At 59.7% G+C, this 23949-nt stretch carries 21 protein-coding genes and 1 tRNA gene; 15 read left to right on the top strand and 7 right to left on the bottom strand.

The features are described from left to right. The first annotated feature begins 255 nt into the window (after positions 1–255). Positions 256–345 (top strand) — tRNA-Ser (locus tag ACR0C5_RS08925). 116 nt (positions 346–461) lie between these two features. Here the strand turns inward: ACR0C5_RS08925 and ACR0C5_RS08920 are convergent. From ACR0C5_RS08920 to ACR0C5_RS08905, 4 genes are all read right to left on the bottom strand, one after another. Continuing rightward, positions 462–1247, bottom strand: coding sequence for an alpha/beta hydrolase (locus ACR0C5_RS08920; RefSeq protein WP_480876033.1), 786 nt, complete (start codon positions 1245–1247; stop codon positions 462–464). Positions 1248–1282: 35 nt separating this feature from the next. Beyond that, positions 1283–1666, bottom strand: coding sequence for a carboxymuconolactone decarboxylase family protein (locus tag ACR0C5_RS08915; protein WP_170789624.1), 384 nt, complete (start codon positions 1664–1666; stop codon positions 1283–1285). A gap of 78 nt (positions 1667–1744) precedes the next feature. Continuing rightward, positions 1745–2836 carry an aromatic ring-hydroxylating oxygenase subunit alpha gene (locus tag ACR0C5_RS08910; protein ID WP_170772751.1) on the bottom strand — a complete coding sequence of 364 codons (1092 nt, stop codon included), beginning with the start codon at positions 2834–2836 and terminating at the stop codon, positions 1745–1747. Further along, entirely contained in the window at positions 2833–3720 is an 888-nt protein-coding gene (locus ACR0C5_RS08905) for a MurR/RpiR family transcriptional regulator (protein WP_170772749.1), read from the bottom strand. The genes ACR0C5_RS08910 and ACR0C5_RS08905 overlap by 4 nt, the downstream gene beginning before the upstream one ends. A gap of 68 nt (positions 3721–3788) precedes the next feature. On the opposite strand from ACR0C5_RS08905, the gene ACR0C5_RS08900 reads away from it, so the two are divergent. The 7 genes from ACR0C5_RS08900 (at position 3789) to ACR0C5_RS08870 (ending at position 12606) form a co-directional block, all read left to right on the top strand. After that, complete coding sequence (locus tag ACR0C5_RS08900) at positions 3789–6245, top strand: FAD-dependent oxidoreductase (RefSeq protein WP_480876031.1); 2457 nt, start codon at positions 3789–3791, stop codon at positions 6243–6245. Beyond that, positions 6242–7324, top strand: coding sequence for an alcohol dehydrogenase family protein (locus tag ACR0C5_RS08895; protein WP_480876029.1), 1083 nt, complete (start codon positions 6242–6244; stop codon positions 7322–7324). The genes ACR0C5_RS08900 and ACR0C5_RS08895 overlap by 4 nt, the downstream gene beginning before the upstream one ends. After that, a complete protein-coding gene (locus ACR0C5_RS08890; protein ID WP_480876027.1) occupies positions 7321–7896 on the top strand; it encodes a dimethylsulfonioproprionate lyase family protein in 576 nt (191 codons plus the stop codon). Before ACR0C5_RS08895 ends, ACR0C5_RS08890 begins: the two co-directional genes overlap by 4 nt. Then, positions 7893–8999, top strand: coding sequence for a mandelate racemase/muconate lactonizing enzyme family protein (locus ACR0C5_RS08885; RefSeq protein ID WP_480876025.1), 1107 nt, complete (start codon positions 7893–7895; stop codon positions 8997–8999). The genes ACR0C5_RS08890 and ACR0C5_RS08885 overlap by 4 nt, the downstream gene beginning before the upstream one ends. Next, positions 8996–10111 (top strand): mandelate racemase/muconate lactonizing enzyme family protein, encoded by a 1116-nt coding sequence (locus ACR0C5_RS08880; protein WP_480876023.1) that lies wholly within the window; start codon positions 8996–8998, stop codon positions 10109–10111. Before ACR0C5_RS08885 ends, ACR0C5_RS08880 begins: the two co-directional genes overlap by 4 nt. A 109-nt stretch (positions 10112–10220) precedes the next feature. Then, positions 10221–11324, top strand: a complete 1104-nt coding sequence (locus ACR0C5_RS08875; RefSeq protein WP_170772740.1) for a mandelate racemase/muconate lactonizing enzyme family protein — start codon at positions 10221–10223, stop codon at positions 11322–11324. Between the two features lies 1 nt (position 11325). After that, a complete protein-coding gene (locus tag ACR0C5_RS08870) occupies positions 11326–12606 on the top strand; it encodes an aspartate aminotransferase family protein (protein WP_480876021.1) in 1281 nt (426 codons plus the stop codon). A 216-nt stretch (positions 12607–12822) separates the two neighbouring features. On the opposite strand, the gene hemC is transcribed toward ACR0C5_RS08870, so the two are convergent. Then, positions 12823–13782 carry a hydroxymethylbilane synthase gene (gene hemC / locus ACR0C5_RS08865; protein ID WP_170772735.1) on the bottom strand — a complete coding sequence of 320 codons (960 nt, stop codon included), beginning with the start codon at positions 13780–13782 and terminating at the stop codon, positions 12823–12825. 106 nt (positions 13783–13888) lie between these two features. Here hemC and hemE point away from each other — a divergent pair, with 106 nt between their 5' ends. Then, the gene (gene hemE / locus ACR0C5_RS08860) at positions 13889–14923 is read left to right on the top strand and encodes a uroporphyrinogen decarboxylase (RefSeq protein WP_170789633.1); all 1035 of its coding nucleotides are present in this window, start codon (positions 13889–13891) and stop codon (positions 14921–14923) included. Between the two features lie 44 nt (positions 14924–14967). Here the strand turns inward: hemE and ACR0C5_RS08855 are convergent, their stop codons facing one another. Continuing rightward, positions 14968–16095: a CaiB/BaiF CoA transferase family protein gene (locus ACR0C5_RS08855; RefSeq protein ID WP_480876019.1), complete on the bottom strand. Its 1128-nt coding sequence runs from the start codon at positions 16093–16095 to the stop codon at positions 14968–14970. A gap of 148 nt (positions 16096–16243) precedes the next feature. Between ACR0C5_RS08855 and ACR0C5_RS08850 the strand changes: the two genes are divergently transcribed. The 6 genes from ACR0C5_RS08850 (at position 16244) to uvrC (ending at position 22936) form a co-directional block, all read left to right on the top strand. After that, complete coding sequence (locus ACR0C5_RS08850; protein ID WP_480504430.1) at positions 16244–17173, top strand: ABC transporter ATP-binding protein; 930 nt, start codon at positions 16244–16246, stop codon at positions 17171–17173. Next, a complete protein-coding gene (locus ACR0C5_RS08845; protein ID WP_170772727.1) occupies positions 17170–17931 on the top strand; it encodes an ABC transporter permease in 762 nt (253 codons plus the stop codon). Before ACR0C5_RS08850 ends, ACR0C5_RS08845 begins: the two co-directional genes overlap by 4 nt. 113 nt (positions 17932–18044) lie before the next feature. Next, a complete protein-coding gene (locus ACR0C5_RS08840) occupies positions 18045–18842 on the top strand; it encodes a S49 family peptidase (protein ID WP_480550308.1) in 798 nt (265 codons plus the stop codon). Between the two features lie 168 nt (positions 18843–19010). After that, on the top strand, positions 19011–19973 hold the full coding sequence (locus tag ACR0C5_RS08835; protein ID WP_170772722.1) for a calcium/sodium antiporter: 963 nt from the start codon (positions 19011–19013) through the stop codon (positions 19971–19973). A gap of 18 nt (positions 19974–19991) precedes the next feature. Further along, complete coding sequence (locus ACR0C5_RS08830) at positions 19992–20771, top strand: SDR family oxidoreductase (protein ID WP_170789637.1); 780 nt, start codon at positions 19992–19994, stop codon at positions 20769–20771. A gap of 290 nt (positions 20772–21061) precedes the next feature. Beyond that, entirely contained in the window at positions 21062–22936 is a 1875-nt protein-coding gene (gene uvrC, locus ACR0C5_RS08825) for an excinuclease ABC subunit UvrC (RefSeq protein WP_480876017.1), read from the top strand. On the opposite strand, the gene ACR0C5_RS08820 is transcribed toward uvrC, so the two are convergent. Further along, positions 22933–23817, bottom strand: coding sequence for a DMT family transporter (locus ACR0C5_RS08820; protein ID WP_480876015.1), 885 nt, complete (start codon positions 23815–23817; stop codon positions 22933–22935). The genes uvrC and ACR0C5_RS08820 overlap by 4 nt on opposite strands. Positions 23818–23949: the final 132 nt, after the last annotated feature.

Here is a 23949-nt window from a genome sequence, read left to right as displayed (position 1 = left end):
CTATATATTCAAAATATTAAATTTATTAAGTTTATGTCTGATCAAATATGCCTTAAACAGCACATGTTTGGCAAGTTTTCTAAAATTGATGTTGGTGAGGGGGGGATCCTGGGTCGTCTGTGCACCCACCCCAACCCCAGAGCGGTTGGGTTTTCGTCGTCGTTCCCGGCAATCGGATGGTGCTGGGAAGAAAAATGCGAAACCCTTTGAAAATCGCCTTGTATCTGGCCGTCCGGCAAGGATATACCGGCCAGCGGAGACGTGGCCGAGTGGTCGAAGGCGCTCCCCTGCTAAGGGAGTAGGCGGGAAACCGTCTCGAGGGTTCGAATCCCTTCGTCTCCGCCATTTGTTTACATTGGGGCCAAAAATACCTTTGGTCAGCGATTTGGGGTTGCACCGGATTACCGGAGTCCGGTTACGCGTTGGTGCGCGGCACACAAAACATCTTACTGAGAAAAGAGTCATTTAATTCCGTCAAGTTGCCCGACCCAATCCACCACAGTTTGCGCCGTTTTGTTCCATTGAGCGTCAAACTGTATATAGTGGCAGGCCCCCTCGACGGGCATGAACTCGGCTGTGTCATAGCGGTTCGCCATCGCCTGGGCCGTGCTGGTCGCCACGGCCTTGTCTTCCGTGCCAGAAACGAACAAGAGCGGGCATGTCACATTGTGCGGGTCGATCAGGGTCGTTTGCGCGCTGTCATACATCCAGAACACGAATTCGAACAGCACCCGACCGGACTCGGTGCCTAACCGCTGGTGGATGTCGTGTTGCAGCGCCTCTGGCAGAGTGTTCAACCCGTAGGTTGCCAAAAGCTCGAAATCCTGACCCAAGGCTTGATCCCAGAAAGCTCCGGCAGAGATGAACAGTTTTCCAAGATCGCGCTCTCTGTCGGTGGTGGGCAGGACACCATCGACGATACTGCTGTTCAGCAGAACTCCGGCACGTATCAGACCTTGTGCCGCCAAAAGCTGAGCGACCACGCCTCCGAGCGAATGGCCAACGACAATCGGGGTTTGTCCGATCTCATTGATGGCGCGTCGTGCATCTTCGACATAGTCGGCAATGCTAAGCCCGATCAGCTTGGCGTCCCGATCCGGGCCCGGAGGCAGATCGTGGTGGCGATAGGTCAGGCTGTGACAGCTATAACCCGCTTGTTCGAAGACTTGGCGGACGGGCGCCATCGTCCAGGCAGCGGCATTTGTTCCGGTCAGCAAAAGGACGGGTGGCAGGGGTTCGTCGGTCATCGCGTGCTCGGATCCGCATGGGCTTGGGGCGTGATTTACGTATGCCCCAGAACTTTGCGCGCCACGCGGAAACATTCAAGGGCTTGGGGTACGCCACAGTAGATTCCGATCACATGGATGATGGCGCGGATCTCTTCGGGCGTAACGCCGTTGTTGATCGCGCCTTTGCAGTGAATCTCCCATTCATGCATCTTGCCCAAGGCGCCGATCATCGACAGGTTCATCATCGACCGTGTTTTGGCGTCGATGACATCATCGCCCCATCCAAAGCCCCAGCACCAGGCTGTCATCGCTTCTTGGAACGGGCGGGTGAAGTCGTCAGCAGCCGCGAGGTTCTTTTCCACATATTCTGCGCCAAGAGTGCTCTTGCGTTGTTCCAGTCCTTTTAGAAACAAGTTTTCGTTGAACAGGTCTGACATTTTCACCTCGGGAGTCGTGGACAATTGTTGTGTGTTGAGCCGAGAAAATTCGTCGAATTTTCTTCGCCTTCGGGTAGGTCAGTCGTCAATGGCTTCGCGCATCCAGTGTTGCAAGCGCGCGATTGAATGTTCCGACATCACGCCGCAACCGGGGTCCAACACCAGCGGGCCGGGGCGGTATCCGCGGGACTTCAGGCCGCGGTGGACGGATTCGACCAGACGGATATCCTCTTCGACCGTTGTCTCGCGGTCTTGCACGGCCAGTTGGCGGATGACGGCGCTTTCCGATCCGCCCTCGGTATACCATCCGCGCCAGACAGTGCAGCGATCGGCGTCGTGGGCGCGCCAGTGATAGGTGTTCAGCACGTTGCCAGGATAGCACTGGAACGAGAACATGGGCCACAGGAACCACGACTGGTAGTCGCCCGCGTGGGGCACTGACAGGTCGATGGGGTAGGTCATCTTGTCGAGGCTCTGGCACTCGGTCGTGTGGCGCAGGACATAGCCGCCGCTGGCATCGGGCTGGATGTCGTAGGTCTCGGGCTTGACCACACCTTCGGCAAAGGTCGGGTGGTTGGTTGGGCAGTGATAGCATTCCGAGTAATTCTCGATACTGACCTTCCAGTTGCAGTTTTCCGGAATTTCTACCCATTCCAGCGGTTCCAAATCGTCGATATGCGGTACAAACGCACCGATTTCCTCGCGCACGCCGGGATACCAATCGTCCATGGGGGCTGCATCATCGTCGAGGTTGACGAAGATGAAGCCGTTGAACACTTCGGTCCGAACCGAGGTAAGGCAGATCGCGCTGCGGTCGAAACCGGGAACCGATTTGATATTCGGGCCGGCGCGCAATTGGCCCGTCAGTTCATAGGTCCAAGAATGATAGGGGCAGACGACCACGCGGGTATTACCCGCGCCACTGACCATCTCGTGCGCGCGGTGTTGGCACACATTGTAGAATGTGCGGATTTCCCCGTCGCGACCCCGAATGCAGAAGAGGTTTTGCCCCGCGATCTCGAACGCAAAGTAATCACCCGGTTCGCGCACCTGCGCCACGTGGCCCGCGAATTGCCAGGTTCGGGCCAGCAGCCCCTGCATCTCCTGCGCGAAAATCGCGGGGTCGGTATAGTATCGCGCGTCCAGTGAATGGGTCAGGGGGGCGTTCATTCGGGCTCCTCCGCGTAGAGGCCAAGTTGGTGTCTGCGTTGATGAAACCGCTCAACCCTCTCGACGATTTCGTCGCTGGAGACGGCCACCACAAAGGACAGCAGCGTTTCCAGCAAGGCGATGGTCGAGACGGAGGAGGGGAAGAATTGCGGTGTATCAGCTGCCACGACAAAGCCGTGCTGCGCGTTCAAAATGACCGGGCTGGCCGGGCTGTCCGAGATTCCTACGACAGTCATTCCCTGTTGCCGAGCCAGTTTGATGGCGTCGATCACCTCGGTCCGGTAGGGATGGCATGTGATGGCAATCAGCACGTCCTGTTCATCAGCCCAGGCTAGATCGTCCACAGGGGTTGATCCGGGGCGGGGAATAGCGTGGAATTGCTTCATCCCCGTTGACGCTAGATAGGTGAAGTTCCGTGCGTTCGCGTTATTAACGCCCACGCCCAGCGTGAAAATCTGGCGACAGGTCCAGATATCCTCGGCCGCCGCCTTTAGGTTGGCGGCGTCAATTCCGGCAAAGGTCTCTTCGATATTGCGGATCGCGGCACCGATCATGTCTGCATAGAGCCCGCCCAACTCGCCCGACTTGCCGATATCCTGCAGCCAACGTGCACGGTCGGGGAACGAGACGCCGCCCCGGCGAATCGCATCACGGAAGGGCGCGCGGAAATCTTCGTATCCTTCGAACCCCACCTGCCGGGCCATGCGGACAAAAGTGTTGGGCTTTACTTTTGCCGCCTCGGCGATCTCGCGCACGGTCGAAACCCCAACATCCGTGGGGTTTTCCAACACGTAGCGTGCGGCCTTTTGCGCCTCGGGCGTCAGGGCCTCCCATTCCTCCGTGAGGCGGTCGAGAACGATTGATGATACATTTGTGTCATTCATGATTGACGATGGTACAAATGTGGAATTAGCCTGTCGAGCAGAAAAGCGACTCGGGAAGAGGAAATGTCATGTCCGAGAAGAAATTACCCACCCACGCCCGCGTGGTCATTGTTGGAGGCGGCGTCATGGGGGTCGGTCTGGCCTATCATCTGGCGCATGAGGGGTGGGGCGATGACACCGTCCTGCTGGAAAAGGCCGAGCTGACCAGCGGCAGCACGTGGCACGCGGCGGGCCAGATCACGCATTCGACCTCAAGCTTTGGGCTGGGCAAATGCGTGGACTACAATATCGGTCTCTATTCCGGCGCGTTGGAGGCTGAAACCGGCCAGCCGGTCACATGGCACGGCTGCGGCTCGTTCCGCTTGGCCTATACCGAGGATGAGATGGACTGGCTGCGCCACACCCTGTCCGTGGGCCGCTCGCTTGGCTTCAACATCGAATTGGTGGGCCCCGAGAAGGTGGCCGAACTGCACCCGTTCTACAATCTCGACGGTGTGTTGGGCGCGCTGCACACACCAGATGACGGCCATGTGGACCCAACCAATGTGACAATGGCGATGGCGACGGGCGCGCGTCAAAAAGGCGTCCGCATCTTCCGCAACTGCCGCGCTACCAATATCACGCAGGCCGAGAATGGCGGGTGGGTAGTTGAGACCGAGTTGGGCACCATAACCTGCGAGCATGTGGTGAACGCAGGCGGCACTTACGCCCGTCAGATGGGTGAATGGTCGGGGCTGCAACTGCCAATGACCTCGATGACGCACCATTACTTCGTGACCGAGCCTGTGCCCGAGTTCCAGAATCTGGACAAGGAACTGCCGGTGATCCGCGACGACCGTAAGGTCTCTGGTTATATCCGGATGGAGCAACAGCGCGGGCTGATCGGGATTTACGAGAAAGAGAACCCAAACTCGGTCTGGCATGATCATTGCCCGTGGGAATACGAGAACTGGCTGTTCGACGCGGATTACGACCGGGTGATGCCGTGGCTTGAGGAAAGCCTGAACCGTATGCCGATCTTTGCCGAACTGGGCATTCAGCGTGACGTGCACGGCGCGATCTCGCACCCGCCGGACGGCAACCCGCTGATCGGGCCTGCGCCGGGTGTGCAGAACTACTGGTGCTGCTGCGGTACGCAGATCGGCATTGGTTGGGGGCCGGGTCTGACGCGTGAGTTGGCGCGCTGGATGGTGCATGGGGCCGCCGAAATCTCTATGCGCGAGTTCGATCCGCGCCGGTTCGGCAGCTATGCCACGAAGGACTGGCAGGTGATTAAGGCCGAGGAAGATTACTGCCTGCGCCACGAAATCCCCTTTCCGCATTTCAACCGTCTCGAAGGGCGTCCGATCAAGCCATCGCCCCTGTATGAATTGCTGAAATCCAAGGGCGCGGTGCATGAGGAAGTCTATGGGTTCGAGCGCCCCCGCTGGTTCGCCCGCGATGGGGTTGAACAGCGCGACCATTATTCCTTCCGCCGCACGCCCGCCGACGACATGGTCGCGGCCGAGGTCAAAGCGGTGCGCGAACGCGTCGGCATCATGGATGTCACCGCCTTTACTAAGGTCGAGGTTTCGGGGCCGGATGCCTACGCCCTGCTGGATCGGCTGACGGCCAACCGGATGCCGCAAAAAGTGGGCTCGATCACGCTGACCCATATGCTGAACCGCCGGGGCCGGATCGAGTTGGAGACCACGATTGTCCGCATGGCTGAAGATCGCTTCTATCTGGTATGCGCCGCGTTCTTCGAACAGCGCTTGCTGGATCACCTGACGCAACAGCGGGCGGATGAGGATGTTCAGATTACCGCCCTCTCGTCCGATTGGTCAGCCTTGTCGCTGAACGGTCCCCGATCGCGGGACGTACTGGCGCGCTGCACCGATGCCGACTTGACCAATGTCGGGTTCCGCTGGTTGTCCGCGCAGGAAATCACAATCGCAGGCCACAAGGTCTGGGCGTTCCGCATGTCCTATGCCGGGGAACTGGGCTGGGAGTTGCACATGTCCAACGCCGCTTGCCTCGACGTTTACACCGCACTTTGGGGTGCGGGTGAGCCGCATGGCATCGCCGACTACGGCAGCTTTGCCATGAACGTGATGCGGATGGAGAAAGGCTTCAAAGGCGCGGGTGAACTAACCAATGAAGTCACATTGGCCGAGGCGGACGTGCTGCGCTTTGCGCGCACCGACAAGGAGTATCTGGGCAAGGACATGACCCTGAACACCGACCTTCCGTGGATTTGCGCCTATCTGGAAATCGAACCGGATGGTGAGATCGACGGCCATGGCGGTGAGGCAGTGATGCTGGATGGTCGCGTGGTCGGCTCGACCGCTTCAGTGGTCTATGGGCATACCGTCGGCAAGATCCTCGCCTTTGCCTACATCAAGCCCGAGGCCGCCACGCCCGGCACCGCATTGCAGGTCGTGATCCACGGTCAATCCCGTGCAGCGCTAGTGCTGGGCGAACCGGCCTATGATCCGCAAAGCCTGCTGCCACGAACCGACGCCGTACTGGAGGCCGCACAATGACTCTGCCTGATAGAATGAAAGCCATGGTCACGATGGGTCATGGCGGGCTGGAGCAGATGGTACTGCACCCAGACTGGCCTCGCCCTGAACCTGCGGCTCATGAAGTATTGATCAAGGTCGCCGCCTGCGGTCTGAACAACACGGACGTCAACACGCGGTCGGGTTGGTATTCCAAGACAGTCACCGACGCGACAACCGGCGGCGCGTTTGCTGAGGTGGGTGAGGAAGACCCCACCTGGGGCGGCAACCCGATCACCTTCCCGCGCATCCAGGGGGCGGATATCTGTGGCTATATCGTAGCCGTGGGTGCAGGTGTCGACCCCGCCCGTATCGGTCAGCGCGTAATCACCGATGGCTGGTTACGGGACCCGGATGATCCCGGCAACAAGGACAAAACCGGCTACTACGGCTCGGAACGGGACGGAGGGTTTGCCGAATACGCCACCACTCTGGCCGTGAATGCAGTGCCGATTACCTCTGATCTGTCGGATGCGGAACTGGCGACGTTTTCTTGCTCCTACTCAACCGCCGAAGGGATGCTGACCCGCGCCAATGTCACCGAGAAAGACACGGTTCTGGTGCCCGGAGCCTCGGGCGGTGTCGGCGGTGCCTTGGTGCAACTGGCCAAACGGCGCGGCGCGCGCGTTATCGCAATGGCGTCCGAGGCGAAACATGCCGACGTCACCGAGCTTGGTCCTGACATGATCCTGCCGCGCGCACCGGAAAACCTGCGCAAAGTGCTGGACGGTGAACAGATCACGGTGGTCGCAGATGTGGTCGGTGGCCCCTACTGGCCGACCCTGATCGACATCCTCGAGCGCGGCGGAAGGTACACCTGCTCCGGAGCCATCGCGGGCCCGATGGTTGAGTTCGACTTGCGCACCTTCTATTTGCGCGACCTGACCTTCACCGGCTCTACCGTGATTGATCCGCAAGTCATGCAGAACCTCGTCAAATACATCGAAGCGGGTGAGATCAAACCGGCTCTTGCCGCGACTTATCCTCTGGAGGAGCTGCGCGAGGCGCAAGCAGCTTTCATCGCCAAGCAGCACACGGGCAATATCGTGGTGATCCCATGACTTTGGATGATGTGCTGAACGCCGCGCGACAGCTGCACCAAACGCATCCTGATCTGGCTGCGTTCGGCGATTGGCCAGATGATCTGTGCGCCGTTGATGTGTCGCCAAACGCGATCCCGGCGGTTCCTCTCGTGCAGGCGATCCAGTCCGATGCGGGGCCGACCCAAGCCCTTACGAAGGCGATCTGCGCAACCGCGCATCTCGCCGATTGGAAGCTGACTTACACCGAAGACGAAGTCGGCGCCGACTTCCTGAACCGTTTTGGCTATTATGAACTGTTCGGTCCCACGGGCCATTTCCACTCGACAAAGCTGCGGGGCTACGTGGCTTTTTGGGGTGAGGGATTGGCCTATGATTGGCACAGCCACCAGGCCGAAGAACTGTACCTCATCGCCGCCGGCCGTGCGAGGTTTCACGTCGCTGGTAATGACGCCGAACTAACACCCAATCAAACCCGTCTGCACACCAGTTGGCAAAGCCACGCCATGACAACCACCGACAGCCCCATCCTGACCTACGTGCTGTGGCGCGGCGAAGGGCTGGACGCCTTGCCCCGAATGGACGCCGCATGAAAATCACCCGCATCCGCATCTATCAGACCGGGCTGCCCTATGTCGGCGGGGCCTATGTCTGGGGTGCGGGCAACGCGATTGAGACGGCCATCGCCTCGATTGTGGTGATCGACACCGATGCTGGGTTGCAGGGTTGCGGTGAGTTCACACCTTGCGGCGAAAACTACATGGTCGCGCATTCCCAAGGCGTGCCCGCGCTGGCGCGTTTGCTGGCCCCATCTCTGCTGGGTGAGGACCCGCGTCAGATTGGGCGGATCGAACGGTTGATGGACCATCTGGTGCAGGGGCACGGCTATGCCAAGGCGTCGTTTGATGCGGCGTGCTGGGATATTCTGGGGCAAGCCTGCGTGCAGCCCATCTGGATGTTGCTGGGTGGCAAGCTGACGGACGGTGCCCCGATGTATCGGGTGGCACCTCAGAAACCGGTCGATGAAACCGTGGACGAGATGAACACCTATCGTGATCACGGCTACCGTCAGTTCCAGATCAAGGTGGGCGCAGATTGGGCCACGGATATCGACCGCATCAGGGCCACGGTCCCTTTGCTGCAACCGGGTGAGATCGCCATGGCCGACGCCAATCAGGGTTGGCGCGTGGATAACGCGATCCAGGTGGCTCGGGCGACGCGCGACCTGGACTTTATCCTCGAACAACCCTGCAGAACGTACGAGGAATGCCAACAGGTCCGCCGCGTGGCCGAACAGCCGATGAAGCTGGATGAATGCCTGACAGGAATGCACATGGCGCAGCGCATCGTCGCGGACCGGGGGGCCGAGATCTGCTGCCTGAAGCTTTCCAATCTCGGCGGGCTCAGCAAGGCTCGGCGGGTGCGCGATTTTCTGATTGAAAACCGTATTCCAGTGGTGGCCGAGGATACATGGGGCGGTGAAATCACCACTGCCACCGTCGCCCATTTTGCCGCCTCTACGCCCGAGGAATACCTGCAAAACACCACAGACCTGATGAACTACAACACCCGCTCGACCGGATGCGGCGGGGCTGTGTCGCGAAACGGCAAACTCTACGCGCCAGATGCGCCAGGTTTGGGTGTCACCCCGGATTTCAAAAGCCTCGGCGCGCCCGTGGCGGAGTACACTCTATGAAGATCAAAACCATCACCGTCTACCAAATCGACCTGCCGCTTGAGCATCCCTATTGGTTGTCTGGCGGGCGTTTGAAATTCGAAACGCTGGACGCAACGCTGGTGAAGATTGAAACCGATACTGGCTTGATCGGCTGGGGCGAGGGCACGCCCTGGGGCCATACCTACGTCCCCGCCCACGGCCCAGGCATCCGTGCCGGGATTGAAACCATGGCCCCCTTTATTATGGGCCTCGATCCACGTCGCGTGTTGGATGTGGAACGCGCCATGGATACGGCGCTCCCCGGCCATCTCTATGCCAAAAGCCCTATCGACATGGCCTGTTGGGATATTGCCGGGCAGGCTGCGGGCCTGCCAATTGCCGACCTGATGGGCGGCGGGTCCCGTACCCCGCGCCCGATTGCCTCCTCCGTCGGCGCCAAAACTGCTGAAGAAACGCGCGAGGTGATGACCCGCTACCGCGCCCGTGGTTACATCGCCCATTCGGTCAAAATCGGTGGAGACGTCGAACGCGACATCGCCCGCGTCCAAGATGTTGAAAGCTTCCGCCGCCCCGGCGAAATTGTCCTTTATGACGTGAACCGGGGCTGGACTCGCCAACAGGCGCTGCGCGTGATGAAGGCCTGCGAGCCTTTGCAGGTGATCTTCGAACAGCCTTGCGAATCCCTCGATGACATCGCTGCGATCGCACCCCGCCACGCGTCGCCGGTGTCGGTGGACGAAAGCCTCGTCACTCTGCAAGACGCCGCCCGCATCGCCCGCGACGGGCTGGCCGAGGTCTTTGGCATCAAGCTCAACCGCGTCGGCGGCCTGACCAAGGCAGCCCGAATGCGCGATATCGCCCTGGCCCACGGGATCGACATGTTCGTCATGGCCACCGGAGGCACCGTTCTTGCCGATACCGAGGCCCTGCATTTGGCCGCCACCATCCCACATCAGAATTGCCATGCCGTCTGGGCCTGCCAGGATATGATCACCGTCGACATCGCCAACGGTCGCGGTCCCCGTAACAATAACGGACATCTCCACCTGCCCGAAACCCCGGGCCTTGGCGTCCACCCCGACGAAGATACCCTCGGTCTCCCAATCGCAACCTACGAGGCCCCGCGATGATCCGCCCCTTCATCTGGCTAGAAATATCTCGGGGTGTGAATTGGCCGAAGGCCAAGAGAGGGGCTGGCCCCTCAGACTGCACGACATCAACACCCCAAGGACGGCCTGAATGAAAATCACCGCCATCACCCTCTGGTCCGTCGACCTCACCAGCCACGAAACCTACCACATGGCCGAGGGCAAAACCTGCGCCACCGTCAAAACCCATGTGCTTTGCCTTGAAACCGATACTGGCCTTAAAGGATGGGGCGAGGTCTGCCCGATTCCCCACTATCTGCCCGCCTATGCCGATGGCGTCCCAGCTGCGATCACCGAAATGGCCCCGGAAATCCTCGGAATGTCGCCCTTCGGGGCCGATGCCCCGATGCGCAAGCTCGACGGGTTTCTACAGGGCCACAGCTACGCAAAATCCGCCGTCGATCTTGCCATATGGGACCTATTCGGCCAGGCCACAGGCCAGCCGGTCTATGCGCTGCTGGGCGGGCGCACGCGCAAGGACATGCCGCTCTATCACTCGATTACCTGCATAGACCCCGATGAGATGGCCCGCATCGCGCAGACCGCCTATCAGACCGGTATTCGCCAGTTTCAGGTCAAGCTGGGGGTTGAAGCCGACTGGCAGGCCGATGCCGAACGCCTGACCAAAGTGCGCGAGGCTGTGGGGCCAGGGCCTATCGTTTACGGAGACTGGAACTGCGGCGCATCGCGCTTGCAGGCCACACGCACGGGCCGCGCCGTGGCGCATCTGGATGTGATGTTGGAGCAGCCTTGCAAAACGCTGGAGGATTGCGCCGCCGTCCGGCAAGCCACTGGCCTGCCGATGAAGATCGACGAAAACGCGCATGATTTGGCCTCGCTGCTCCGCGCGCATGAACTGGGCTGCATGGATGCGGTGGCGTTGAAACTGTCCAAGTTCGGCGGTCTGTCAGCAATGCGCCGCGCACGCGATCTGACCGTGCATCTGGGGGCCGAGATCTGCGCCGAATGCACTTGGGGGTCCGATATCGTCACCGCCGCCGCGTTGCATTTCGCGGCTTCGACCCCGAATGGCTCGCTGATGAACACCTGCGATCTGTCCTCATACGTGGGCCCGCGCCTCTGCCCGGATGCCCCCAGTCGCAAAGACGGTCGCATCGCCTCGCCCGAAGGCCCCGGATTGGGCGTGACGCCTGACCTGGAAATCCTTGGTTCCCCGATATTGGAGATCGCCTGAGATGCTCAAGATCAACACCCAATCCGAATGGATCGCCCGCGCCAACGCTGTTCTGCCCGCAGGGGGTTTTGGTAATTTCGACCCGGGTATCATCATCGCCCGTGGCGAAGGCAGCCGTGTCTGGGATGAGGATGGCAATGAATATGTCGACTATCTGATCGGATCCGGCCCCATGCTGTTGGGCCATGGCCACCCCGAGGTGATGGAGGCGGTGCTGGAACAATTGCCCAAGGGCATGACTTTTTTCGCCAACAACGCCAAAGGCATCGAACTGGCCGAGGCGATCATCGACGCCGTGCCGTGTTGCGAACAGGTGCGCTTTGTCGCTTCGGGCGGTGAGGCGGATATGTACGCCATCCGTTTGGCCCGTGCCTATACCGGGCGCGACAAGATCCTGAAATTCGAGGGCGGCTATCACGGCATGAGCGCCGAGGCGCAAATGAGCCTCGCCCCCAGCCGACAGGTCAACTTCCCGCAAGCAGTGCCCGACAGCGCGGGTATTCCTGCTGGCGTGGCCGAGCAGATGCTGATCGCGCCCTTCAACGACTTGGACGCTGTCGCGGCGTTGCTGGGCGAACATGATGACATCGCCGCTATAATGGTCGAGCCGCTGCAACGGATCATCCCGCCTCTACCGGGCTATCTGCAAGGGCTGCGCGACCTGTGTGACAAACACAATGTCCTGCTGATCTTTGATGAGATCGTCACCGGTTTTCGTCTAGCCTACGGCGGCGCGCAGGAGAGATATGGCGTCACCCCCGACATCTGCACCATGGGCAAGATCATCGGCGGCGGCTTCCCCCTGGCCGCGCTGGGTGCAAGCACCGAGATCATGAAGCATTTCGACAAGGATCAGGTGGGCGAGGGTGGCTGGCTGATGCAGTTGGGCACGCTGTCGGGCAACCCGGTGGCCTCGGTTGCAGGGTTGAAAACGATGGAGGTACTGCGGCGCGACGGCGTCTATGACCAACTGCGCGCGACCGGTGCTGTCCTGCAGCAAATGCAGACAGATGCCCTGACCGACGCGGGGATTCCACATCAGATCTGCGGGGATGAAACCCTTTTCGACATCTATTTCACCGATAGCCCCTGCCGTGATTATCGCAGTGCCCGTCACGATGACCCCCAGCGCAACGCGCTCTACAATAACAGTTTAAGGGCGAGTGGTGTCTTCAAGTCACCGGGTAAGCTTTACCCGTCTTTGGCCGTGACAGATGCCGATCTTGAGCTGACACGCGATGCGGTGCGAAAGGCGGTCGAGGTGATCATTCGCGCGGGTTAATGGAACGGAAACGGGCCGCTGTCATCGCTGACAACGGCCCTAACTGATCGGATATCAGGGTTGCGTCTCGCCCCCTCGAATACCACTTAAAATGGACAGACTTACAAAAAACTTCGACTTATTCGAGACCAACCCGACCTCTCAATCGGTGTGATCCCAATATGCGCGGATTTCTGCGCGCTGGCAGTGAACTAGATCACATACCGCTATTTTTCCTCAATTTTTCCAGTCGAAGAAACCAGGGCCAGCCCTTTGAAGCAGCGTACTTGCCATGGCGCGGCCCATTTCGGCCCCGTCCTCCACCGCGCCGGAGATCTCCTCGGCAATTGCCTCGGATCCATCGGGGCGCAGCACCTCGCCGCGCAGGCGCAATTGGCCGCCTTGAAGTTCGGCCAGACCCGCGATGGGCGTTTCGCAGGACCCGTCCAACGCCGCGAGTAGCGCGCGCTCAGCCGCCAGACGTTGTCCGGTTTCGGCGTCGTGGATCGCCTCAAGCATACACGCTGTGCGGGAATCGTCGCTGCGACGCTCGATACCGATCGTGCCTTGGGCGATGGCAGGCAGCATGTCCTCGGGCGCGATGGCGGTGGCGGGGACGTCCTCCATGTTCAGGCGGCGGATGCCGGCCATGGCCAGAAAGGTGCAATCAGCCACGCCGTCTGCCAGTTTTTTCAGTCGCGTTTGCACGTTGCCTCGGAATTCAACCACGTTCAGGTCGGGGCGGCGGTTCAGCAATTGGGCCCGGCGGCGCAGGGACGAGGTGCCGACGGTCGCACCCTGCGGCAGGTCGTGAATTGAATTCAAACTTGGCGAGATGAAGGCGTCGCGCACATCCTCGCGCGGAAGGAACGTGTCCAGCACCAGACCTGCGGGCTGTTCCACCGGCATGTCCTTGGTGGAATGCACCGCGATGTCGATATCGCCGCGCAGCATTGCCTCTTCGATTTCCTTGGTGAACAGCCCCTTGTTGCCGATCTCTTTCAACGGGCGGTCCGCGTCGATCATGGCGCGGTTGTCGCCAGTGGTCTTGATCACCACGATCTCGAACGCCTCTTCGGACAGATCAAATGCGGTGCCCAGCCTTTGGCGGGTCTCATGGGCTTGCGCCAGCGCCAGCGGCGATCCGCGTGTTCCGATCTTGAGCGGTGAGTCGGGGGAGGGCAGGGTCAGTGTCATGGCGCAAGCTTTAATCGCGTCACATTGCCCTGACAATGGGGGCAGAGCTTGACAAATTGCCACTGAGGGTCGACCCGTGGCGCAAACCGGATGATTGGGGGCAAAGATGGCCGAGACAAAGAAGATACTGCGCGCATTGGCAGGTGAAGTGCAGGATGTGCCGCCGATCTGGATGATGCGTCAGGCCGGGCGGTACCTGCCCGAATACCGCGCGACGCGGGCGCAGGCGGGGGATTTCCTGTCGCTGTGCTATAACCCCGAACTGGCGGCCGAGGTCACGTTGCAGCCGATCCGCCGCTATGGGTTCGATGCGGCGATTCTGTTTGCCGATATTCTTCTAGTGCCACAGGCGCTGGGCGCGGATTTGTGGTTTGTCACCGGTGAGGGGCCGCGCTTGTCGACCATCACCCAGCAGGCCGAGTTTGATGCGTTGAAACCCGTGGATGCGATTCATGAGACTTTGTCGCCGGTCTATGAAACCGTGCGTATCCTGTCGCGGGAATTGCCGTCCGAGACGACTTTGATCGGTTTTGCAGGCGCGCCCTGGACGGTGGCCACCTATATGATCGCCGGGCGCGGCACGCCGGACCAAGGCCCGGCCCATGCGCTGCGCGAGGGGAATGTGGCATTGTTCGAGGCGGTGCTCGAGCGGATCACGCTGGCGACGATCGAGTATCTGTCGGCCCAGATCGAGGCCGGGGCCGAGGTGGTTAAGATATTTGACAGTTGGGCCGGGTCACTGAAGGGCGAGGCATTCCAGAAATATGCGGTTGAGCCCTGCCGAGTGATCACACAGGCCATCAAGGAGCGCCATCCCGGTATTCCGGTCATCGGTTTCCCGCGCGAGGCCGGAGAGGGCTATGTTGGGTTTGCCAAGGCCACCGGCGTGGATTGTGTGGCGCTGGACAACTCGGTCGCGCCAGATTGGGCGGCGGCCAATGTGCAAGTGGATGGCTGCGTGCAGGGCAATCTGGCCTCGTCTCATATGGTGACAGGTGGGCAGGCTTTGGTGGATGAGACGCGAAAGATCGTAGAGGCGTTTTCCAAGGGACCGCATATTTTCAACCTTGGGCATGGGATCACGCCGGATGCGGATCCCGAGAATGTTCAGTTGATGATTGATACGGTGCGCGCGCGGTAAGCCAGGATGGAGGTGGCCAGCCCCCTTCTTGACCTTTGGCCAATTCATCCCCTGGGATATTTTTGGCCAGATGAAGGGGCGGATGCGGGCTGTGTTTCGATCTCGGCGCGGATTTCGTCACTGTGTTCGCCGCGTCTGGGGCTGGGTCTGAGGCGCCAATCATGGGTTGAAAACCGTGGTGCGGCCGTGGCTTGCAGCGTGCCGTCTTGCGCCGTCCATGTTTGGCGGCTTTGGTTCATGGGATGGTCGAGCGCTTGTTCGGGACTGAGGACCGGGGCGACGCAGGCATCGGAGCCATGGAACAGGTGTGCCCAGTGATCGCGTGGGTGTTGGGCGAAAATGTCGGTCAGGCGATTGGTGAGCATTGGCCAGAGTTCGCTGTTGTATTGCTGTTGGAAATCCGGGTCGTCAGACAGGTTCAGTTTGCGCAAGAATTCGGCGTAGAATTTGGGCTCCAGGCATTGGACGGTGACGAATCCTGCGTCCGAGCACGCGTATGTGCGGCTCCAATGGGGGCCGTCCAGCAGGCTTTGCCCCCGCGTGTCATGCAGGTTGCCGGTCTGCCGTAAGCTCATGAGCAGGTTCATCATATGGGCCGAGCCGTCGTAGATGGCGGCGTCAACGACCGTGCCTTGCCCGGTTTTCTGCGCATTCAACAGCCCGGCCAGAATACCCGCTACCAGATACATGGCGCCGCCGCCGATATCGCCCAAAAGGGTGGCTGGTGTTTGCGGTGCGTCGCCGGGGGAGGATGCATACCAGAGCGCGCCGGACAGGGCGATGTAGTTCAGGTCGTGTCCGGCCGTCTGCGCTAGAGGGCTGTTCCGGCCCCAGCCGGTCATGCGACCATAGACCAGCTTAGGGTTCGTCTCGTGGCAGGGTTCGGGGCCGAGGCCCAGCTTCTCCATCACGCCGGGGCGGAAGCCTTCGATCAGGGCATCGGCCGTGGCAATCAGGCGTTTGGCGGTGCTCAGGTCGTTGGGGTCCTTTAAGTCCAGCGCAATGGATCGCTTGCCCCGATCCAAAAGCGATTGTTCGGGCATACCTGGCGTTACTGCGCCGCCTTTGCGGTGGATGGTGATGACGTCGGCGCCCAGATCGGCCAGAAGCATGGCGGCGAAAGGGGCGGGGCCGAGTCCTTCGATTTCGATGATGCGTGTTCCGGTCAGCATGGTGTTTTCCCTTTCAGGGCAGGGTTTCCGGGGCTGGGCAGAATTGCAAGGCGGATTTTGAGCGGGCAGGGTTGTACCTCGCTTGTGAAATGGCTCTGTTCTGTTCCGGCGCAGCGCGATACTGTCCCTGCCAGAACGGGGAATATGTATGACACCAATTCTGTCGATCCGGGATTTGCGGAAATCCTATGCCGGAGGGTTTGAGGCGCTGAAAGGCGTGTCACTGGATATCGAGCAGGGCGAGATTCTGGCGCTGTTGGGCCCCAACGGGGCCGGTAAGACGACGCTGATCTCCACCGTCTGTGGAATCACCACTCCAACCTCGGGCAGTGTGACGGTTGGCGGTCACGACATTCAAACGGATTTCCGCGCCGCGCGTCGGATGATTGGCCTTGTGCCGCAAGAGATCGCGCTGGAGCCGTTTGAAAAGGTTTGGAACACCGTGCGGTTTTCGCGCGGGCTGTTTGGCTATGGCACCGACAATGCCCGGATTGAGGAAATTCTGCGCAAGCTGTCGCTGTGGGACAAACGTAAAAGCGCCATCAAGGAATTATCGGGCGGTATGAAACGCCGGGTGCTGATCGCCAAGGCGCTGGCCCACGAGCCGCGCGTGCTGTTTCTGGACGAACCCACCGCAGGCGTCGATGTCGAGCTGCGCAAAGACATGTGGGAGATCGTGGCCGAGTTGAAGCAAGCGGGTGTGACAATCATCCTGACTACCCATTACATTGAAGAGGCTGAGGCCATTGCCGACCGTGTCGGTGTAATTGACAAGGGCGAGCTTCTGCTGGTGCAGGACAAGGCAACCTTGATGGCTCAGATGGGCAAGAAACAGATCGAGGTGATGCTGACCGCACCCATTGAGGCCATCCCAGATTGTCTGGCCGCGCATAACCTGACGCTGAATGGCAATGGGGACTCGCTGGTCTATACCTATGATACCAATGCCGACCGTACCGGGATCACTACATTGTTGAACGACGTGGCCGAGGCGGGGTTGGTGTTACGTGACGTGCAGACCCGGCAATCGAGCCTGGAAGAGATTTTCGTCAATCTTGTGTCAGGAGATCCTGCATGAACTGGACCGCCATCGCCGCCATCTACCGGTTCGAAATGGCCCGGTTTTTCCGCACTCTGGCGCAGAGTTTTCTGTCACCGGTCCTGTCGACCTCGTTGTATTTCGTGGTTTTCGGCACCGCCATCGGCAGTCGTATTCAAGAGGTCGAGGGCGTGTCCTACGGGGCGTTCATCGTGCCGGGGCTGATCATGCTGTCAGTGGTGATGCTTTGTATATCGAACGCGTCATTCGGCATCTACTTCCCCAAATTCCTTGGCACGATTTATGAGCTGCTCTCGGCCCCGGTGAATTTCATCGAGATCGTGATCGGATATGTGGGAGCGGCTGCAACCAAGGCGTTGTTCGTGGGTGTGGTGATTTTGATCACCGCGACGTTCTTTGTGGACTTACGGATCGAACACCCGCTGGCCATGGTGGCCTTTTTGGTGCTGACCTGCCTTAGTTTCTCGCTCTTGGGGTTCATCATCGGCATCTGGGCCAGTAACTTCGAGCAGATGTCGCTGGTGCCGCAACTGGTGGTTACGCCGCTGATCTTTCTGGGAGGGACGTTCTATTCGATCTCGATGCTGCCGCCGGTGTGGCAAACGATCACGTTGTTCAATCCGGTGGTCTATCTGATCTCGGGGTTCAGGTGGTCGTTCTACGGTTTGGCTGACGTTCCGATCGTGTTCAGTCTGCTGGCCATTCTTGCCTTCACAGGTATTTGCCTTGGCATCATTTGGTGGATTTTCAAAACCGGTTGGCGCATCCGGAGCTAGCCAATGATCGACGTTGCATTTTTGCCCATCGACGCCGAGAAATGTGACCCTCCCGCATCCAAGGTTCAAACCGTCCCTTGTTTACCGGTGGGCCGCACTCTACATCGGCTCCCATGAAACTCCGCCTGCCCTTTGTCAAAAAACAACCTTGCGTGGCCGTGGTTCGCCTGTCCGGCGCCATCGGAATGGCCGGCCGCGGTTCGATGTCCGACACCTCGCTTGCTCCGGTTCTTGAAAAAGCGTTTCGCAAAGGCAAACCGGCCGCTGTCGCGCTTGAGGTTAATTCGCCGGGCGGATCGCCCGTTCAAAGTTCGCTGATCGGGGCGCGGATTCGGCGGTTATCTGAGGAATTGAACGTTCCTGTCATAGCGTTTGTTGAAGATGTAGCCGCGTCGGGTGGCTATTGGCTGGCGGCTGCGGCGGACGAGATTTATGCCGACGACAGTTCGGTGCTGGGATCCATCGGAGTGATCTCGGCAGGGTTTGGTGCACATGTGCTGTTGAAACGACAGGGGATCGAGCGGCGGGTGCATACGGCCGGAGAGTCAAAATCCATGCTCGACCCGTTCTCGCCCGAAAAGAAAGAGGACGTTGCCCGGCTCGAGCGTCTTTTAGGCGATATTCACGAAAATTTCATCGCCCATGTCAAAGCCCGTCGTGATGGCAAGCTGGACGAAACACAGGACCTGTTCACCGGCGAAGTCTGGTTGGCGCGCCGTGCCCAAGAACTTGGTCTGATCGACGGCATCGCGCATCTGAAACCCAAAATGCAGGAGCGGTTTGGCGACAAGGTCAAATTCCGCCGCTATGGGCTTCGGAAACCGCTGTGGTCGCGGTTCGGCGCGTCTTTGGCGCAGGACGCGATTGCCGGGCTTGAGGAGCGCGCGGCCTTCGCGCGTTTTGGTCTGTGACGTGATTATCAAGATTGTCACCCTCTTCCTGATCGCCATGGGTGTGTTGGCGATGTTCGGAAAACTGCGCTTTCCGGGTCAGAAGAGGCTGCAATCATCCCGGTGTCCGCGCTGCGGGCGGTTCAGGATCGGCAAAGGCCCCTGCGCCTGCGAAAAAGGAGGCCGTACATGACGGCATGGCTGCTTTCGGGGCTCGGGCTGCTGATCCTGCTGCTGGCGGGTGATGCGCTTGTTCGTGGGGCCGTGAACCTCAGCCTGCGCTTGGGCGTGCCTGCTCTGATCGTTAGCCTGACCATTGTGGCCTTTGGCACTTCGGCGCCTGAATTGTTGATTGCGATCAGCGCGATTCAGGAAAACGCACCTGGGATCGCGCTTGGCAATGTGGTCGGGTCAAACACAGCCAATATCCTGTTGGTGCTGGGCTTGCCTGCGCTGCTGGCCACGTTGCACACCAGCGAATGTGACAGCCGCAAGAACTATGTCTTCATGATCATGGCAACGGTGCTGTTCATCGGGTTGGCCTTTTGCGGCGTGTTCAACTTGCTCAGCGGGGCCATCCTGTTGACGGCGCTGGCTTTAGTCTTGTGGAACGCGTTCCGCGAGGCGCATGCACACCGCAAAGCCTGTGGTGACGCCTGCGCAGACGATGATGATCTGGACGGCCTGGAAGAGGCTGATCCGAATATGCCCTATTGGAAAATCTCGATCTATCTTGTGCTGGGTCTGATCGGATTGCCGATGGGTGCGCATCTGCTGGTCGACAACGCGACGGTCATTGCCCGCACCTATGGGGTCAGCGAAACGGTGATCGGGTTGACGCTGGTGGCGGTCGGGACGTCTCTGCCCGAACTGGCGACGACCGTGATGGCGGCGCTGCGCCGTCAGGCGGATGTTGCTTTGGGGAACGTCATCGGGTCGAACATGTTCAACCTGCTGGCCATTGTGGGGATTGCCACGCTTGTCGGGCGCATCCCGGTCGATCCCGAATTCTTGCATTTCGATTTGTGGGTGATGCTGGCGGCCTCGCTGCTGCTGATCCCCTTCGTCTTTTTCAAGAAAGATATCACCCGCGGGTGGGGCCTGTTGTTGACCCTGCTGTATGTGGTCTACATCGTCACATTGCTGGCCTAACCTAACGGAGACCCAATCATGACTCGTGCCCTCGTAACCGGAGCAGGCATTCGCCTTGGTCGGGCTATGGCCCTGTATCTGGCACAGCGCGGGTATGATGTGGCCATCCACTATGCGACCTCGGAACAACCAGCGCTGGATGTTGTGGCCAAGGCTCAAGCCATGGGCCGCAGCGCGATCGCCCTACAGGCCGATGTTCTGGATGAGACGCAGGTTCAGACCTTGTTGCCCCGCGCGGCTGAGGCGCTGGGTGGACCGATAACATGTCTGGTCAACAATGCTTCGATCTTTGAATATGACAACATTCAGACGGCCACTCGAACAAGCTGGGACCGCCACATGGACAGCAACCTTCGCGCGCCCTTTGTTCTGACGCAGGCCATGGCTGAACAAGGGTTGGAACCTGAAAAAGACGATGCAGGAGAACCGGTGGCGACCGGCCTGATCGTCAACATGGTGGATATGCGCGTGCGTAAGCTGACGCCCGAATTTATGTCCTACACTATCGCTAAGATGGGTCTCTGGGCGCTGACTCGTACCGCTGCGCAGGCGCTGACCCCGGCTATCCGCGTCAATGCGATTGGTCCAGGCCCGACGATGCAGGGACATCGTCAAAGCGCCGATCACTTTAGCGCGCAGCGAAGAAACACAGTGTTGGAACGCGGCGCAAACCCGTCTGATATCACCGCTGCGCTGGGCTATTTTCTGGATGCCCACGCCGTCACCGGACAGCTTTTATGCGTGGATGGCGGGCAGCATCTTGGTTGGCAAACACCGGATGTTTTGGGCGTTGAATAGGTAATTCTCAGATAAGTTTTGCACCGCTCTCATTTCTGTTACCAACGCGTTACAAAAATGTATTGTTTTTCATGCACTTGTCCTGTGTATGAAAAAATATCAATTAAAAACAAGCAGTTAGTCTACTGCCTATTTTTTGTGCAAATCAAGGAATCCTTAATGAATTAAGGGAAAATCGCGATACCCGGAAACTTATCTTCATACTTATCCACAGAAACCGTGGATTTGTTTTCTCTTGATCTGAGGCGCTCAAGATTGCAGCCATGGTGAGGGAATCATATTTCAGGCACATGACCGTCCAGAACGAATCGAACTCCGAAACCCAAAGCGTTGGATACGAATGTATACAGCGATATGTGAAAACGCTGGACAGCTCGCCCGGTGTGTACCGGATGTTGGATGCGGACAGTCGGGTTCTGTACGTGGGCAAGGCGCGAAACCTGAAGGCGCGGGTATCGAACTATACGCGGCCCGGACATTCGGGGCGGATCGAGAAGATGATCGCCGCGACGGTTTCGATGATGTTTCTGACCACGCGGACCGAGACCGAGGCGCTGCTGCTGGAGCAGAACCTGATCAAGCAGCTCAAGCCCAAGTACAATGTGCTGCTGCGCGACGATAAGAGTTTTCCGAACATTCTGGTCGCCAAGGATCATGGGTTTCCGCAGATCAAGAAACATCGTGGGGCGAAGAAAGAAAAGGGCGCCTATTTTGGCCCATTCGCCAGCGCCGGTGCGGTGAACCGGACGCTGAACCAGCTGCAAAAAGCGTTCCTGCTGCGTAACTGCTCGGATTCCATGTTCGACAGCCGGACGCGGCCCTGTCTGCTGTATCAGATTAAGCGCTGTTCTGGGCCGTGTGTTGGGTTGATCTCGGAAAGCGATTACGGCGAAAGCGTCAAGGATGCGGAACGGTTCTTGTCGGGCCGGTCGACCAAGGTGCAGGAAGAACTGGCCGAACAGATGATGGCCGCGTCCGAGGCGATGGAGTTCGAACGCGCCGCCAGCCTACGCGACCGTATTCGCGCGCTGACGCAGGTGCAGACGTCCCAAGGCATCAACCCGCGCGGCGTGGCCGAGGCGGATGTGATTGGCCTCTATCTGGACAACGGGCAGGCCTGTGTGCAGGTGTTCTTTATCCGGGCCAACCAGAACTGGGGCAACAAGGACTTTTACCCTCGGGTCGGGGCGGATGTGTCACCGGCCGAGGTGATGGAGGCTTTCCTCGGTCAGTTCTACGACAACAAGGAACCGCCGCGTCAGTTGATCCTGTCAGATGGGATCGAGAACGCTGATCTGATGCAGGATGCGCTGTCGGAAAAAGCCGGGCGCAAGGTTGAAATTCTTGTCCCTCAACGGGGCGAGAAACAAGAACTGGTCGCCGGAACCCTGCGCAACGCACGCGAGTCACTGGCACGGCGCATGTCGGAAAGCGCCACGCAGGCCAAGCTGTTGCGCGGTGTGGCCGAGGCGTTTGATCTGGACACGCCACCCGAGCGGATCGAGGTCTACGATAACAGCCATATTCAGGGCACCAACGCGGTGGGCGGCATGATCGTGGCGGGCCCCGAGGGGTTCATGAAAAACGCCTATCGCAAGTTCAACATCCGGGGCGATGATCTGACCCCCGGCGACGATTTTGGCATGATGAAAGAGGTTCTGACTCGCCGTTTCACCCGCTTGCAAAAAGAAGACCCAGACCGAGACAAGGGTCATTGGCCCGACCTGCTGTTGATCGATGGCGGCGCGGGGCAGGTGAGTGCGGTGCATGAGATCATGGTCGAACATGGCGTCGAAGACATCCCGATGGTCGGTGTCGCCAAGGGTGTGGACCGCGACCACGGCAAAGAGGAATTCCACCGTATCGGCCAACGCGCCTTTGCGCTGAAGCGCAACGATCCGGTGCTGTACTTCATTCAACGCCTGCGGGATGAGGCGCACAGGTTCGCCATCGGCACCCATCGCGCCAAACGGGCCAAGGCGGTTGGGGCGACGCCTCTGGATGAAATCCCCGGCGTGGGCGCGGCGCGCAAACGCGCTTTGCTGACCCATTTCGGCAGCGCCAAGGCGGTCAGCCGGGCCAATCTGGCGGATCTGAAAGCGGTGGACGGGATCTCAGCCGGGTTGGCGCAGAAGGTCTATGATTTCTTCCACGACAAGGGCTAGGCCCGCCGCCCGCGCCACAGGATATACAGCCCCGAGGCCACGATCAGTGCTGACCCGATCCACATGGTCTGATCCAGCCGCTCACCGAATATAATCACGCCCAACCCGATGCCGAACAGCAGCCGGGAATAGCGGAAAGGCGTGACGGATGAGACCTCGCCCGTGCGCATCGCCTTCATCAGCGCGGCATAGGCCATGACGCCCATAACGATTGCGCCGGTCATATGCAGGCTGACATGGGCGGTCAGGGGCTGCATCGGTGTGCCCTCCCAGAACCGATAGGCCAGCCCGGCGACGATGATGCAGAGGAAACCGTAGAACCCCAGCACCTCGATCCCCAGTGAAGCGGGCGCGGCGCGGCTGGCCAGATCGCGGCCTGCGAACCCCAACATTCCCAGCACCGCAAGGATGGACAGGGCCGAGAAGCTGTCTCCGGTTGGTTGGATGATGATGACGACGCCGACAAGGCCGATCAGAATGGCGCTCCACCTGCGCCAGCCGACGGTTTCGCCAAAGACCAGAGCAGCGCCCGCAACAACGACCAGAGGCGTGGCCTGCAATATCACCGTGGCTGAGGATAGTGGGGTCAGCGCGATGGCCAGCACATAGAACAACCGCCCGAGGATTTCGAAAACCACGCGCACTTTCATTGGCCGCGACAACACATCCGGTTGAAACAGCCGTGTGCTGCGTAACTTGGCCACCACCGCATAGATCACTGCACCGCCTGCGCCGAACAGCACCAGCACCTGCCAGATCGGAATTGCAGCCGAGGCGGCCTTGATCAGCGCATCCTCAAGCGCGAACAGCGCCATCGCAGCGATCATCCACGCGCTGCCGACCAGGTTCGATCGGGGGTCGGTTTGAATGTGGGTTGTCATGTTTCGCTCTGTCTGAACCAGTCGCCAATCTGGCCGCAAACACTGTGCGCGCCAAGTCGCGGAAACGGGGTTGCGACCCTTTGACCGCAATCACTGCAACCGCCTGTGATCGGGGCAGATTTTCAACGGGCC

The sequence above is a fragment of the Ruegeria sp. N8 genome, from assembly GCF_056531325.1.
The sequence above is the reverse complement of the archived record's forward strand: the minus strand, read 5'-3'. Positions and strand labels throughout refer to the sequence as shown.

Excerpts from the sequence above, each read along its gene's own strand:
- ACR0C5_RS08920 (WP_480876033.1), bottom strand. The coding sequence starts at position 1,247 with ATGACCGACGAACCCCTGCCACCCGTCCTTTTGCTGACCGGAACAAAT.
- ACR0C5_RS08915 (WP_170789624.1), bottom strand. The coding sequence starts at position 1,666 with ATGTCAGACCTGTTCAACGAAAACTTGTTTCTAAAAGGACTGGAACAA.
- ACR0C5_RS08910 (WP_170772751.1), bottom strand. The coding sequence starts at position 2,836 with ATGAACGCCCCCCTGACCCATTCACTGGACGCGCGATACTATACCGAC.
- ACR0C5_RS08905 (WP_170772749.1), bottom strand. The coding sequence starts at position 3,720 with ATGAATGACACAAATGTATCATCAATCGTTCTCGACCGCCTCACGGAG.
- ACR0C5_RS08900 (WP_480876031.1), top strand. The coding sequence starts at position 3,789 with ATGTCCGAGAAGAAATTACCCACCCACGCCCGCGTGGTCATTGTTGGA.
- ACR0C5_RS08895 (WP_480876029.1), top strand. The coding sequence starts at position 6,242 with ATGACTCTGCCTGATAGAATGAAAGCCATGGTCACGATGGGTCATGGC.
- ACR0C5_RS08890 (WP_480876027.1), top strand. The coding sequence starts at position 7,321 with ATGACTTTGGATGATGTGCTGAACGCCGCGCGACAGCTGCACCAAACG.
- ACR0C5_RS08885 (WP_480876025.1), top strand. The coding sequence starts at position 7,893 with ATGAAAATCACCCGCATCCGCATCTATCAGACCGGGCTGCCCTATGTC.
- ACR0C5_RS08880 (WP_480876023.1), top strand. The coding sequence starts at position 8,996 with ATGAAGATCAAAACCATCACCGTCTACCAAATCGACCTGCCGCTTGAG.
- ACR0C5_RS08875 (WP_170772740.1), top strand. The coding sequence starts at position 10,221 with ATGAAAATCACCGCCATCACCCTCTGGTCCGTCGACCTCACCAGCCAC.
- ACR0C5_RS08870 (WP_480876021.1), top strand. The coding sequence starts at position 11,326 with ATGCTCAAGATCAACACCCAATCCGAATGGATCGCCCGCGCCAACGCT.
- hemC (WP_170772735.1), bottom strand. The coding sequence starts at position 13,782 with ATGACACTGACCCTGCCCTCCCCCGACTCACCGCTCAAGATCGGAACA.
- hemE (WP_170789633.1), top strand. The coding sequence starts at position 13,889 with ATGGCCGAGACAAAGAAGATACTGCGCGCATTGGCAGGTGAAGTGCAG.
- ACR0C5_RS08855 (WP_480876019.1), bottom strand. The coding sequence starts at position 16,095 with ATGCTGACCGGAACACGCATCATCGAAATCGAAGGACTCGGCCCCGCC.
- ACR0C5_RS08850 (WP_480504430.1), top strand. The coding sequence starts at position 16,244 with ATGACACCAATTCTGTCGATCCGGGATTTGCGGAAATCCTATGCCGGA.
- ACR0C5_RS08845 (WP_170772727.1), top strand. The coding sequence starts at position 17,170 with ATGAACTGGACCGCCATCGCCGCCATCTACCGGTTCGAAATGGCCCGG.
- ACR0C5_RS08840 (WP_480550308.1), top strand. The coding sequence starts at position 18,045 with ATGAAACTCCGCCTGCCCTTTGTCAAAAAACAACCTTGCGTGGCCGTG.
- ACR0C5_RS08835 (WP_170772722.1), top strand. The coding sequence starts at position 19,011 with ATGACGGCATGGCTGCTTTCGGGGCTCGGGCTGCTGATCCTGCTGCTG.
- ACR0C5_RS08830 (WP_170789637.1), top strand. The coding sequence starts at position 19,992 with ATGACTCGTGCCCTCGTAACCGGAGCAGGCATTCGCCTTGGTCGGGCT.
- uvrC (WP_480876017.1), top strand. The coding sequence starts at position 21,062 with ATGACCGTCCAGAACGAATCGAACTCCGAAACCCAAAGCGTTGGATAC.
- ACR0C5_RS08820 (WP_480876015.1), bottom strand. The coding sequence starts at position 23,817 with ATGACAACCCACATTCAAACCGACCCCCGATCGAACCTGGTCGGCAGC.